At 62.8% G+C, this 13,447-nt stretch carries 11 protein-coding genes; 3 read left to right on the forward strand and 8 right to left on the reverse strand.

Annotation, left to right across the window (positions count from 1 at the left end; genetic code table 11):
- Positions 1–61: 61 nt before the first annotated feature.
- The gene (locus IB275_RS30735; RefSeq protein ID WP_045213824.1) at positions 62–1,018 is read right to left on the reverse strand and encodes an NAD-dependent epimerase/dehydratase family protein; all 957 of its coding nucleotides are present in this window, start codon (positions 1,016–1,018) and stop codon (positions 62–64) included.
- A gap of 207 nt (positions 1,019–1,225) precedes the next feature.
- On the opposite strand from IB275_RS30735, the gene IB275_RS30740 reads away from it, so the two are divergent.
- Complete coding sequence (locus IB275_RS30740) at positions 1,226–2,599, forward strand: M16 family metallopeptidase (protein WP_192294437.1); 1,374 nt, start codon at positions 1,226–1,228, stop codon at positions 2,597–2,599.
- A 25-nt stretch (positions 2,600–2,624) separates the two neighbouring features.
- Here the strand turns inward: IB275_RS30740 and IB275_RS30745 are convergent, their stop codons facing one another.
- Positions 2,625–3,176, reverse strand: coding sequence for a GNAT family N-acetyltransferase (locus IB275_RS30745; RefSeq protein WP_081519008.1), 552 nt, complete (start codon positions 3,174–3,176; stop codon positions 2,625–2,627).
- 356 nt (positions 3,177–3,532) lie between these two features.
- Between IB275_RS30745 and IB275_RS30750 the strand changes: the two genes are divergently transcribed.
- Entirely contained in the window at positions 3,533–4,843 is a 1,311-nt protein-coding gene (locus IB275_RS30750; RefSeq protein WP_192294436.1) for an O-antigen ligase family protein, read from the forward strand.
- Here the strand turns inward: IB275_RS30750 and IB275_RS30755 are convergent.
- The 4 genes from IB275_RS30755 to IB275_RS30770 all read right to left on the reverse strand — a co-directional run bounded on the left by IB275_RS30755 (position 4,728) and on the right by IB275_RS30770 (position 9,061).
- A complete protein-coding gene (locus IB275_RS30755; RefSeq protein WP_318653025.1) occupies positions 4,728–5,585 on the reverse strand; it encodes a glycosyltransferase in 858 nt (285 codons plus the stop codon). The genes IB275_RS30750 and IB275_RS30755 overlap by 116 nt on opposite strands.
- A gap of 14 nt (positions 5,586–5,599) precedes the next feature.
- A complete protein-coding gene (locus IB275_RS30760; protein WP_192294432.1) occupies positions 5,600–6,571 on the reverse strand; it encodes a glycosyltransferase in 972 nt (323 codons plus the stop codon).
- Entirely contained in the window at positions 6,571–7,572 is a 1,002-nt protein-coding gene (locus tag IB275_RS30765) for a glycosyltransferase family 2 protein (protein ID WP_225607726.1), read from the reverse strand. Before IB275_RS30765 ends, IB275_RS30760 begins: the two co-directional genes overlap by 1 nt.
- Before the next feature lie 187 nt (positions 7,573–7,759).
- Positions 7,760–9,061 (reverse strand): MFS transporter, encoded by a 1,302-nt coding sequence (locus tag IB275_RS30770; protein ID WP_192294430.1) that lies wholly within the window; start codon positions 9,059–9,061, stop codon positions 7,760–7,762.
- Between the two features lie 426 nt (positions 9,062–9,487).
- Between IB275_RS30770 and IB275_RS30775 the strand changes: the two genes are divergently transcribed.
- Entirely contained in the window at positions 9,488–10,144 is a 657-nt protein-coding gene (locus IB275_RS30775; RefSeq protein WP_192294428.1) for a S1C family serine protease, read from the forward strand.
- Here IB275_RS30775 and IB275_RS30780 read toward each other — a convergent pair.
- The gene (locus IB275_RS30780) at positions 10,126–11,355 is read right to left on the reverse strand and encodes a nucleoside recognition domain-containing protein (protein ID WP_192294426.1); all 1,230 of its coding nucleotides are present in this window, start codon (positions 11,353–11,355) and stop codon (positions 10,126–10,128) included. The genes IB275_RS30775 and IB275_RS30780 overlap by 19 nt on opposite strands.
- Positions 11,356–11,463: 108 nt before the next feature.
- Positions 11,464–12,813: a glutamate/aspartate:proton symporter GltP gene (gene gltP, locus IB275_RS30785; protein ID WP_081519004.1), complete on the reverse strand. Its 1,350-nt coding sequence runs from the start codon at positions 12,811–12,813 to the stop codon at positions 11,464–11,466.
- Between the last annotated feature and the right edge of the window lie 634 nt (positions 12,814–13,447).

Below are 13,447 nucleotides of genomic sequence, written 5' to 3' on the forward strand. Positions count from 1 at the left end.
CCAGTGGGCGGCTCACAGGCTTTTCAACAGACTTATCTACAGGTTTTACACAGCTTGGGAATCAACCGTGCGGGCCACGCGCCGCGAGATAGGCCAGGAAAGCCTCGCGGCTGGAATAGCGCGGTTCATAGCCGAACTCTTCCTTCAACCGACGGTTGTCCAGCACCGGCCGGTAGCGCAGGTAGTCCACCTGTTCGGGCCCGAAGCGCGACAGCCCCAGCGGCTTGAGGAGTCCCAAGCCCACGCGCATCAAGCTTGCCGGCATGGACCGGTAAGGTTTGTTGAGCAGGCCGGCGATCTCGCGCATGGACAAAGCGCCGTCGCCGGCGAGGTTGTAGATGCCCTCACTGCCGCGCTCCAGTCCCTGGCGGATCACGTTCACCACGTCCTGGTCCCAGATGAACACGAAGCGGCTGCGATGTCCCAGCACTCCCACCAGGGTGGGGCGGGCGAAGAGTTCGGCCAGCGGGTTATGCACACGCCGGCCAAGGATGGTGCCAGGGCGCAGAATCAGCTGCTTGAGCTGTGGATAACGCTCCCGTGCGTTGGCCAGCAGTTGCTCGATCTCCTGCTTGCAGCGGGCGTGGAGCAGGTGGGGATGGCCGCGCAGCGGATGCGATTCGTCGATCCATTCGGCGTTGTCGCGGTGGAATCCATAAGCGGCGCCGGAACTGGTCACTATCAGTTGCTGGACGCCGGTGTCCCGCGCCGCCTCGATTAGCGCGCGGGTGCCACCGACCTCGATGGCATGGCGCTTCTGCGGCGTCATCTCCCGCGGCGGATTCACCACCGCGGCCAGGTGCACGATCGCATCGGGCTTCCAGTGTTCCACGCAGGCCCGCGTATTGGCGGCCACGCTGAGGTCCAGCGTTACCGGCTCGATGTTCGGCCGCAGGCCCTGGGACTTGATCCGTTGCATATCGGCGGCAATGAGCGTCCAGTCCAGATGCTGGACGGCAAGCTCATTGAGCAGACTCTGCCCGAGAATTCCCGCGGCGCCGGTAACCAGGACACGCATGTAGCCTCCAGATCGCTCCGCGCGGAACGAACGACGGGTCCATCACTGAGGTTAGATGATCTGAGCGTAGTGTCGTGGTCCGACAGCGACAGTGACCTAGCAAGCCAGCGTCCATGACCGAAGATGCCACCCGACAAAGGTTGAACGCGGTGGGTTCGCGCCGGTCAATCCGCTATCCTCACGGCTTTGCGTTCAGGCACACCGCTCATGCGTTGGTTGTTCGTCCCCCTGCTGTCCCTGCTGCTCAGCGCCTGGTCCCATGCGGACCAGCGACAGACGGTCGAGGCCTACCAGTTGGCGAACGGCATGGGCGTGCTGTTCAAGCCCACCGGCGAGAAGGGCCACGTGTCGATCCGCCTGATCGTCGGCGTCGGCTTCAGCGATTTCAGTTGCCGCGACCGGCAGCTGCCGCACCTGATGGAACACCTGTTCTTCAGTGGCCTGGACGGCGGCGACGAGGCCGACCTGGAAGCGCGGATGCAGGCCCTGGGCGGTCAGTGGAACGCCTATACCAGCGAGGGTGACACCGCCTTCGTCGTCGAATCCCCCGCCGCCACCCAACGCCAGGTGCTGGACCTGCTGCTGGAAATCATCACCCGCACCCAGCTCGACCAGCGCAAGATCGCCTCCGCCAAGCAGGTGCTGGTGCGCGAGGACGGCGGCCACTATTCGCACCTGCAGCGCTGGCTGGATCACCAGAACGTCAGCCGCGCCGGGCAGGAACAGCTGGCCGTGGAGCTGGGGCTGTCCTGCGATGAGCGCGCGCCTGTGGATAACCTCACCCAGGCCCAGCTGGAGCAGTTGCGCAAGGACTGGTACGTCCCCGGCAACATGACCCTGATCATCGTCGGCGACCTCGACCCGCGCCTTCCGGTCTACCTGGGACGCACCTATGGCGCTCTCGTCGATCACGACACGCCGGAGCGCCGCGACCTGCCGCAGATGAAGAAAGGCGCCGAGCGCCAGCGAAACCTGACCACCGGGTTGTTCGGCGAGAGCGCTGTCCTGCACTGGATATTCCCCGAGCCCGAGGATGCCGACGGCGCCACGCTGGACCTGCTGCAGGCCTACCTGAACGATGCGCTCTACACCGAGCTGCGCGTACGCCGCGAGCTGTCGTACGGTCCCTGGAGCGAACGCACCGCCTGGGCCAACCAGGGCTTCATGAGCCTCAACGCGAATGTCGAGCGGGATGAGCAGGAGGTGGCGCAAAAGGCCCTGAGGGAGCTGGTGGAGAAGATCCGCCACGACGGCCTCGACCCTCAGCGCTTCGCCCGCATCCAGCGCGTGGCGCGGGCTCAACTGGCCTGGAGCACGCCGGGCAATTCGACACTGGCGGATTACTACTGGGGCGCACTGGCGGACTTCGACGACGGCAAGTTCCCGGACGAGGACAAGCGCCTGGCGAAGGTCAGCCTGGCCCACGCCAACGACGTGGCGAAGCAGTTGTTCAAGGACGAGGGTTATCTGCGCATCGAGAAGCCGCTGCTGGATGACGATATGGTCTATCCGCTGGCGGCGCTGGGCGCGGTGTTGCTGGCAGTGCTACTGGGCCTGGCGCTGTGGCGCCGACGGGGCTGAAACCCCGTCGGATTGCCTTCAGACTTCAGAGTGCGAGGCGGCGAATGACCTGGCAGGAATCGTCCGGGTCGACCTGCGCGCGGAAGCCCAGTTCGCGGGCCATGTCACGCATGTCGCGGTCCATGGACGAGTCGATCGAGTACATCTGGTGGAAACCGTTGCGCTTGGCCACGTCGATCAGGTGGCGCATCAGCGCCAGACCAAGACCCAGTTGCTTGAACTCGTCGGCGACGGTCACCGCGCATTCGCACTGCTGGTTATCCACAGCCGCGTAGCGACTGATGCCGACTTCGCGCAGTTCACCATCCACATGGGTCAGGGCGATGAAGGCCATGGTGGTCTGGTAGTCGACGTCCATGAGGCGATCGAGCAACTTGTCGTCGATCTTCACTTCGCCATGGAAGCGGAACTTGCGGGTCATGGGGGACAGGCGTTCGAGGAACAGGCGCTCGCGCTCGCGATCTTCCGCGCGCAACGGGCGGATCAGCACATGGCTGCCGTCGTCGAGGGTTTCTATCCAGTGATCGGCGCCAACAGCCCCGAGGGCTGCGAGCTCGGCGGTGGTGTGGGTCATCATGACGCGTTCTCCGCTGGCGAAGAGGGATTGGGATGACCCTATCCTTCTCCTGCAAGTGCCGGTCGAGCCTGACTTATGTCAATGCTGCCCGGAAGCGTGCTGGGGCAGAACGTCGCAGCCTTCCAGACGAATCTTTCGCCAGAAAATTCCCAAGCACTCCAGCTAGGCGCCCGCGCGCCCACAGGATCAGTACTCTCGGCGTCCGGCTCCGGGCAATCCATTTTGTCTGCCCACCCGTCCCGCGGATTCGCTTCGATTGCGGCGCAGTCCCAGGTCATCAGCCGACGAACCCTGGCACCTGCCAACGTCTCAATCGCCTCCCTGCGCAGATGGCCGCGCCCGGAAAACCCCACCCGATGCCCCTTTTACGCCCCTCGCTCGCAAATACGACCTTTGCCTGGCTGACAGGCTTCATTCTTCCCTTCGGCTGGTTCTGCCTGCTGACAGGAATGTTCTGGACCTCCGATCGTACCCACTACCACAAGCTCTATTACTTGCTGGTCGCGCTTCCCACCTTCGTCGCCCTGCTGTGTCGTCCGCAGTCCGTGCTCGACCTGCTGCGCAATCCGCTGGTGCAGTGTTTCCTCGCGTTCTCCGCCTACATGATGCTGTCGCTGCAATGGAGCGACACAGACAACTCGGTCGCAGGGATCATCAAGCGCCCGCTGTACATCTTTCTGCTGTTTTCCCTCTGTGCGCTGCTCACACAACGCTCCTCCGACGCTCTGACAAGGTCCACGCAACTGGCCGCCCTGGCCAGCAGCCTGTGCGCTCTGGGCTCGCTGCTATGGTTCTTGCACAGCAACTACAACCTGCTCCAGCAGGGCATCCCGGAGGTCCGCCTGGCAGGGTACGGCGCACTCTACAACCCGCTGCTGACCTCCCATGTCTATGGTTTTTTCACAGCGTGGTGGCTGGCCAGCTGGCTCTCCGATCAACGTAGGCTTCCGCTGATTCCGATCACCTCGGTCTTGATCCTGTCGATGCTGATCCTGGCCACCGGATCGCGGACACCCCTGGTCGGGCTGGCCGTCACCCTGCTCTGGCTGACCCTGCTCGATGTCAATCGAAAGAGCCTGCTGTTGCTGGCCTGCGTGGCCTGCGCAAGCGCAGCGGTGTTCTGCATTCATCCCGAAACGTTGCTGCAGCGAGGCTATTCTTACCGCCCGCAGATCTGGAGCGAGGCCCTACGGCAATTCCAGGAATCGCCCTGGTTCGGCCACGGTCTGGAGCATCCGATCCGCATCAAGCTTGAAGACATTCCCGATGCGTTCGCCGAACCTCACAACATCCAGTTGGCTGTCCTCATCTGCGGCGGCCTGGCGGGCTGGGCGCTATGGACGCTGATGTACGGCGTGGCACTGGCCTACTGCATTCGCGAGCGCCAATGCGCCAGGGTCCGCGGAGTTTCAGCCTTGCTGGTGTTCGGCCTCACAGCTGGCATGACCGAGGGGGGCTCCTTCATCTCGCGACCGAAAGAGCACTGGTTCCTAATCTGGATACCCCTGGCGATGCTGGCTGGCTTGTGGATTGCCCGCCAGAGCAAGGCGATCAGCGGGAAAACTTCAGGCGCAGCAGCGCCCGGATCGCCTTCGAATTCCAGGCCTGCAGAGGCAGCTTCGCCAGCAGCTCGCGCGCCAGTGCCTTGTCCCGGCGAGCGCACTTGAGGGCCATGGATCGCAGGAAACGCAGGCGTACCGTTTCGTACGCCGGATGGTCTGCAAACTGAGCATAGGTCTGCAGAATATTCTGAGTCATGAAGCGGTAGTTCAGGTACGTGTTATCGCCATGCACCCGGTAAAGGGCGAGGACTTCATCCAGCACATCGATGAAGTAACCCGCCCGGGTGATACGCAACTCGATCAGCAGATCCTCCAGGCGTATGGCGGGATCGAAGCCTCCCACCCGCTCCAGCGCCTCGCGGCGGAACAACAGCGTAGGCGCAGGTGCGCCCTTTTTGCGATCGAGGAAGACATCCTCGAAGTCCAGACGCCGGTTTCCATGGCACTGTGCCTGTCCTCTATTCGCGCCCTGAGCGTCGATCTCCTGGATGCCGCAGGCGCAGATGCCGACGTCGGGCTTGTCCGCCAGATAGGCGACCTGGGCCGCGATACGCCCGGGCAGCATGACGTCGTCCGACCCGAACGGGGCGATCAGGCCTCCCCGGGCCCTGGCGATGGCGGCGTTGAGCGTCCGCGACAACCCCTGGTTGGCCTGCACCTGAAAATCGAATCCGTGGAGAGCCTGCAGCCGGCGGACTCGCTGCACACTGTCATCGCTCGAACCATCGTCAACGACCAACAACTCAATATGGGGGTAAGTCTGCGCCAGGACGCTCGCGATGGAAGCCTCTATGTAGGGTCCGTGGTTGTATGAGGCGATGATCACACTGACCAGAGGTTCGTTCATCGGGGATTCTTCGGTCATATCGGTCTCAGAACTGCTCTGCGTATCAGGCTGCGCCACCAGGAGGAACGGATGACCGCAGGTTTGAACGGGCGGGGATCCATCAGCAGTTTTGCCATGCAGGCGGCCATGTGGGCGTAGCTGTACCGGGCTTCTGTCCAGGCCCGGCCCTGATCGGCGATGTCCGCAGCCCAGCGCGGGTCGCCGCGCAAGCGCGAAAGGTGATCCCGCAGTTCGGCGAGGCTCGAATACAGCAGCAAGTGACGCCCGTGCTCCAGGCCGAGTCGTTGCTCTTCCTGACCCTGGCGCCAGGCCAGCAAAACGCAGCCGCAGGCCATGGCCTCGAAATTCTTCGCCATGTACTCGCCCAGGCCGACGTCGGCGCTGATGAAGAAGCGGATGCGGTTCAGGGCGGCGCGGTAGTCTGCGCCGGGCTCGGTCCGCAACATCTGCAGGTGCTCCTCTGCAGCCAGTGCCGCGAGCAGCTCCTGCCGACCGCTGTAGACCTTGCTGGAGGTCCGGCCGATGAAGCCGAGCTCGATATCTCGTTCGCCGGCCTGAAAATACACCTGCTGCGAGTCGTACCCCTTCGGCAACCAGTGCGCATCGAATCCTTCCTCGCCCAGTCGCTCGGCGATCCGGGCACCGGTCACCACCACCTGAGCGTTTGGCACGCGCCGATAAAGCTGGCTGAATGCACCGTGCCAGCGGGAGTTGGCCAGGTAGTTCTGACAGGCGTCCTCGTCGTAGATCAGTAAGCCCGGCAGCCGACGCAACGTCCGCCATTGGCGATGCACCTGGCGGAAAGGCAGGTCAAGCAGAACGCGTGAGTAACGATCGAGATCGATCACTCGCAGGGTCCGGCGCAGATTCGATTGCTGTGCCTTGTCCAGCCGGTGGATATCGAGTTCCAGCAGGCTGCCCAGCGAGCGATAGAACCCCGTCAGATCAGGCAGCCTCTTCTCGGCGGTCAGCACCAGGACCGACATCAGCGTGCCAGCCAGAGACGCAGAGCCTTTTTCAGGTACGTCAGGCGCAATGCCTGGCGAAGATCCTGGCTCAAAGCCCGCCGGTAATAGCCACGGGCCGCGTCGCGCTTGCCGGCCAGGCAGGCGCTGCGGAACAGCGACAGACTTCGCTGGGCGCAATAGCGGGAACGCAGATCGAGGCAATTCTCCGGCAACCCCATAAACACTTCGTCCACCAGTTGCAGGTCCATTTCCTGGTCGGCGGCCAGTTGATGGCGCAGGCTGCCCGGGTGTTTGTGTATGCGCGCCAGCGCGAACGGAACACTGGCGACCTGCCCATGGGCCAGCAGGTAAGCGAAGACGGGAACGTCCTCGTTGCAGCGGAAATGCTCCGGATACCACCGGGTCTGCAGCATCCTGCGACTGGCGACCATGTAACCGTGGCCGATGGCGATACGCTTGAACAGCAGATAGTCCTTCAGCCGTTGCCGCGGCTGCCTCGCCAGGCTGCCGGGCATGAAGCGCTTCTCGCGGCCGTCGGGATCGCACTTGATGTTGCCGCCCAACAGCAGGTCCAGCGAGGGACGTGCTGCCAGGATATCGAGGACGGTCGCCACGGCGTTGGGTAACAGTTCATCGTCGGCATCAAGGAACAGCACATGCCTGCCGCGGCAGGTCCGCAACCCGTGATTGCGCGCCGACGCCGCACCGGCGTTAGCCTGCTGAAGCACGATCAGGGACGGCCCATAGAGCGTTTGGGCTTCGCGCAACAGGGCCGGCGTGTCATCGCTGGAGCCGTCATCCACGACGATGAGTTCAACCCGCAGGTCGGCTTGACTCATCACCGATGCCAGGGCGCGCGGCAACAACCGGGCGTAGTTATAGGCAGGAATAATCACACTCAGCAGCAGGCTATCCGCAGGCATCCGCTCACTGACCGTCGACCTGCCCTGGCGGCGCAGGGAGGGTGGGGCGCCATGAGCAGCAGGCAGAAATTCCTTGTGAAGATGGCTGATAGGCATCCCGAATCGACCTCGAAAAGACGAAAGCCGGCCCGTCAGGAAGCGGCGCCGGCAAAGAAGTCGGAAAGCTATCACGCAGAATCCGGCTATCCCGGCGCGCAGGAACGTTTCAGGACATTCACACCCTATTCTTGGAATTTTCTACCTTATTTGACCGACGATAACCTCATTTCCCCGCTCGATTGGATCAAGTGCTGGACGATTCCAGAGCGGCGAATCCCTGCCTTGTTCTAGCGGCCCCTTTGCGGAACAGCACCAGCGTGGCGAGCAGGCCGAGGGCCGCCGCGCCACTGAGCCAGATACCCGGCGCAGCCTTGTTGTCCAGGGTGTGGATAAGCCAGGTGCAGACCGCCGGGGTGAAGCCGCCGAAGGTCGCTGTCGCCAGGCTGTAGGCCAGGGAGAAGCCAGTGGTGCGCACGTCCGCCGGCATGATCTCGGTGAGCGCGACGACCATCGCGCCGTTGTAGCTGCCATAGAGGAAGGACAGCCACAGCTCCACTTCCAGCAGGCGCGCGAAGCTCGGCTCGGCCACCAGCCAGGACAGCATCGGGTAGGCGGTGGCCAGCGCCAGCACGGTGGCGGCCAGCAGTAGCGGCTTGCGCCCGATACGATCGGATACCGCGCCCATCAGCGGCAACCAGATGAAGTTGGACAGGCCCACGCACATGGTCACCAGCAGGCTGTCGAAGTCCGACAGGTGCAGTTCGTTCTTGCCGAAGGTCGGGGTGTAGGCGGTGATGAGGTAGAAGGACACGGTGGTCATCACCACCATGGCGGTGCCGGCCAGCACCAGGCCGAAGTTCTGGCCGATGGAGCGCAGCACCTGGCTCAGGGTCGGACGATGCTTGCGCTGCTGGAACTCGGGAGTTTCCTCCAGCGAGCGGCGGATGATGAACAGCGCCGGGACGATCAGGCAGCCGACGAAGAAGGGCACGCGCCAGCCCCATTCGCCCATGTCCTGCGGGCTCAGCCAGTGGTTGAGGATCACTCCCAGCAGGCCGGCGAAGACCACGGCGACCTGTTGGCTCGCCGACTGCCAGCTGACGAAGAAGCCGCGCTTGCCGGGGGGGGCTATTTCCGCCAGGTACACCGACACGCCGCCCAGCTCGACGCCCGCGGAGAAGCCCTGCAGCAGCCGGCCGAACAGCACCAGCAGCGGCGCCGCCACTCCGAGCGTGGCATAGCCCGGGACGAAGGCAATCAGCAGGGTGCCCATGGCCATGAGGCCGAGGGTGATGATCAGACCCTGGCGGCGACCGTGGCGGTCGATATAGGCGCCGAGGAAGATGGCGCCGAGCGGGCGCATCAGGAAGCCGGCGCCGAAGGTCGCCAGCGACAGCATCAGGGAGGCGAAGGGGTCATCGCCGGGGAAGAAGGTCTTGGCAATGGCGGTGGCATAGAAGCCATACACCATGAAGTCATACATCTCGAGGAAGTTGCCACTCACCACACGGAAGACGGCTTTGGCTTTGGAGTTGTTCGAGGCCATAAGAACATCACTCAGGGCTGTTACACGGGGGACTTCCCGGCAGGGAAATCGATGATCCCCATCCGCGGCAGGCAGGCACTGGATGGGCGATTGATTTGTAACCCTATGTGTAAAAGCCTCGGCTCGACAATCAGAAAATGGCTGAAAGGCCCATATTTACTGAGATTGAAAGATTGGCGAAAGCTTCGTACCCGTTCGTCGGAAGATTGTGTTTAGCGATAGAGCTCTCATTCATCTGAATACATTAAAATCAACAGAGAAGTTACTTGACCCTTTACATATTTAACTTCCTACGCAATTAACTGTAGGAAGTTTTCATTATTCAAGATAATTACCGATGAAATATCGCAAGTAAGAATCTTATTTTTATATAAGAAATTTCCTGGATTAGAAGTTAGCTTTCCCACAAAAGAGGAGAGCTTTCACATGAAGAATCTGTGGGGAATTTTGTTGCTGTGTTCCCTCGCCGGCTGCAACGGCTGGGTCTCACCGGAAACCGATGGCCGCCTGACGGAGCGCTACTTCACTGTCCTCTCCGGACCACCGATTCCGGGCTTCATCGTCGCCTCGGCGGTGCAATGGAATGCCGATTACGCCGTGACCGCCGCTCATACGCCTTTCCTGCGCAACCAGGCCTATCGCTGCAGCACCGGCTGCGACCTGCTGTTCATCGCGCACAAGGCTGACGGTGCCCTGCCGCAATGGCGCCAGTTCCGCGCAGGCGAGGTGGTCACGGCGCTGGGCAGCAGTTCTTTGCTGATTCCGATGAGCAGCAGGGGCAAGGTCTGGCCGGTGCCCTTCGTCGATGACGGTTCCGCCAGCGGCGAACGCTACGGCGTGCACGACGCGGCTATTGCGAAGGGCATGTCCGGCGGGCCGCTGATCGGCAGTGACGGCAGCGTGCTGGGGATCAACATCGGCTTCCAGGCAGGCTTCCGGCCGCCGGCGAACCGACCGGAGCTGGCCGGTATGTCACGCCTGAGCGTATTCGTGCCCTATAGCGTGATCCAGCGCGAGTGGTTGCTGTTCCAGGCCCAGTCGATGCGCAAGGCCGCTCAGGCTCTTCAAGCGAAGAACCAGTAACAGACACCGATGGACGCCAGCACGCCGGACAGGTCCGCCAGCAGCGCGCAACCCACGGCGTGGCGGGCACGCTGGATGCCGACAGCACCGAAGTACACGGCAAGCACGTAGAAGGTGGTCTCGGTACTGCCCTGCACGGTAGCGGCTACCAGCGCCGGGAAGCTGTCCACGCCATGGGATTGCATGGTCTCCAGCAGCATCGCCCGCGCGGCGCTGCCGGAGAACGGCTTGACCAGTGCGGTGGGCAGCGCATCGACAAAGCGGGTGTCCCAGCCCACGCCTTCGACTACCCAGCGGATGCCGTCCAGTGCCATCTCCAGCGCACCGGAGGCGCGCAGCACGCCGACCGCGCAAAGCATCGCGACCAGGTACGGCAGCAGGCTCTTGGCAACGTCGAAGCCTTCCTTCGCGCCTTCGACGAAGGTTTCGTACACCGGCACCTTCTTCAGCCAGCCGACGATGAGGAACAGCATGATGATGCCGAACAGCGTCAGGTTGCCCAGCAACGAGGACAACTGCGCCAGCGCGGCGGAGGACAGTCCCGCCAACAGTGCCATGAAGGCGCCCAGCGCCAGCGCACCGGGAATCAGGTACGCCAGCACCACCGGGTCCCACAGGCGCAGGCGCTGCATCACCGCCACGCTGAGCAGGCCGACCAGCGTGGAGGCGCTGGTGGCCAGCAGGATAGGCAGGAATACCAGAGTCGGGTCCACCGCGCCTTGCTGGGCGCGGTACATGAAGATGGTCACCGGCAGCAGGGTCAGCGACGAGGCGTTGAGCACCAGAAAGAGGATCTGCGCGTTGCTTGCGGTAGTGCTGCTGGGGTTGAGTTCCTGCAGCGCCTTCATCGCCTTCAGGCCGATGGGCGTAGCGGCATTGTCCAGGCCCAGGCCGTTCGCGGCGAAGTTCAGGGTGATCAGGCCGATGACCGGGTGGCCAGCGGGCACTTCCGGCATCAGGCGGCGGAACAGCGGGCCGAGCAGCACCGCGAGTTTCTCCACCAGCCCGGCCTTCTCGGCGATGCGCAGGAAGCCCAGCCACAGCGTCAGGGTGCCGAACAGCAGCACCATGACCTCTACCGACAGCTTGGCCATGGCGAACAGGCTTTCCACCATGGCGGCGAACACGGTGGCCTCGCCCCCCAGCAGCCAGCGGGAAAGCGCGGTGACCGCCGCGACGATGAAAAAGCCCAGCCACAGGCCGTTGAGCATGCGATGTCCCCCTTGGAATGGCCGCGATGATAGCGGCACGGGCCAGTCCTACGCCAGAAACGACAAGGCCCCGGACGAAACCGGGGCCTTGTGGCTAACCCTTTCAGGTCAATGCATGGCCGGGCTTTCTTTGCTGTCGGAACCTTCCCCTTCAAGGAATTGTTCGACACGACCGTTGCGCATGGCTTCCCAGTAGCGGGCACCCTTCTGCGCGTCGTACACGCCTTCCCACTTGGAGATCACCAGGACCGCGAGGGCATTGCCGATCACGTTCAGCGCGGTGCGCGCCATGTCCATGATGCGGTCGACGCCGGCAATGAAGGCCAGACCCTCCAGCGGAATGCCCACGCTGCCCAGGGTCGCCAGCAGCACCACGAAGGAAACGCCCGGCACGCCGGCGATGCCCTTGGAGGTGACCATCAGGGTCAGCACCAGCATCAGTTGCTGGCCGATGGACAGGTCGATGCCATAGAGCTGGGCGATGAAGATCGCCGCGATGCTCTGGTACAGGGTCGAGCCATCGAGGTTGAACGAGTAGCCGGTGGGCACCACGAAGCTGCTCACCGCCTTGGGTGCGCCGTAGGCTTCCATCTTCTCGATGATGCGCGGCAGCACGGTCTCGGAGCTGGCGGTTGAGTAGGCCAGGACCAGTTCGTCCTTGAAGATGCGCATCAGCTTGATGATCGAGAAGCCGAACAGGCGTGCGGCCAGGCCCAGCACCATGAAGGCGAAGAAGGCGATGGCGAAGTACACCAGGACCACCAGCTTGGCCAGCGGCAGCAGCGAGGCGAAGCCGAAGTTGGCGACCGTCACCGCGATCAGCGCGAACACGCCGATGGGGGCGTAGCGCATGATCATGTGGGTGACCCGGAACATGGCCTCGGCCACGCCCTGGAACATCTTCACCAGCGGCTCGCGAGTCGGCGCCGGCAGCGAGGACAGGCCCAGACCGAACATCACCGAGAAGAAGATGATCGGCAGCATCTCGCCACGGGCCATCGCCGCGAAGATGTTCGACGGGATCAGGTTGAGGATGGTCTCGATGAACGCGTGGTGGTGTTCGACTTCCTTGGCAGTCTGCGCGTACTGGGAGATATCCACAGTGCCCAGGGTGCTCATGTCGATACCGGCACCGGGCTGGAAGATGTTCGCCAGCAGCAGGCCGACTACGATGGCAACCGTGGTGATGATTTCGAAATAGATGATGGTCTTCAGGCCGATACGGCCGAGTTTCTTCGCATCACCCATGCCGGCGATGCCGACGATGAGCGAGGAAATCACGATCGGTACGACGATCATCTTGATCAGGCGGATGAAGATGTCGCCCGCCGGCTGGAGGATATTGCTGATCCACCAGGCTTTTTCCGCGCTGAAGTGATTGAGCGCGGCGCCCAGTGCGATTCCGAGTACCAGGCCGATGAGGATCTGCCAGGCGAGGCTGAGCTTGGCTTTGCCCATAGTGAGTCACCCTTGATTCTTGTGGAAGTCGGGGTCGCCGAACCATCGGGATGCCGACGGCCAGCGAAAAAAGGGGCGCATGATTCCGACCCACCCTTTCCCCGTCTAATGCCGGAAACGCCTACCCCATGCACAATCGGCATAGGAAAAGGCATCTGAAACCTTGGTTCCAGGTCGCGAGACCCTTGATTTTCTGCATGACACAGGTTCCTCAACGCCTGTCACGCAGCGCTCTTCAAAGCCGTCTAGGCTTGGTGCAAAACGGCCATCAATGGCCCGGATTGATCGGTCAGGAAGGTCGGGACGTTCACGTCTCGGCTTCTTGCTACCGGATGTACGGTCGCCGTCCGGGGACCGTCAGGGATGGCCGAGGGCGAGCAAAGGGCCCTTCGACTGCAAGGCTGGCGGGAATGCGGGCGCTCCTGTGGATAAGTCGCCGGATTCCGCTCTTCATTGTGGCGGTGGCTGGTTCCCGGAAAGTCGGGTAAATCGACCGACGGGAATCGGCGAGTGATTGTAGGACGTTTCCACAGCACTCCGAATTGACCGACATCAGTGAAGTTCAACCGGCTTCGAGCGTGCGTGCGGATACCCTGCCGCCACGACCGCGACAGCCGGGCAGCAACGGGTTGTT

The sequence above is a fragment of the Pseudomonas sp. PDM21 genome (genome assembly GCF_014852505.2).
Lineage (GTDB): Bacteria > Pseudomonadota > Gammaproteobacteria > Pseudomonadales > Pseudomonadaceae > Pseudomonas.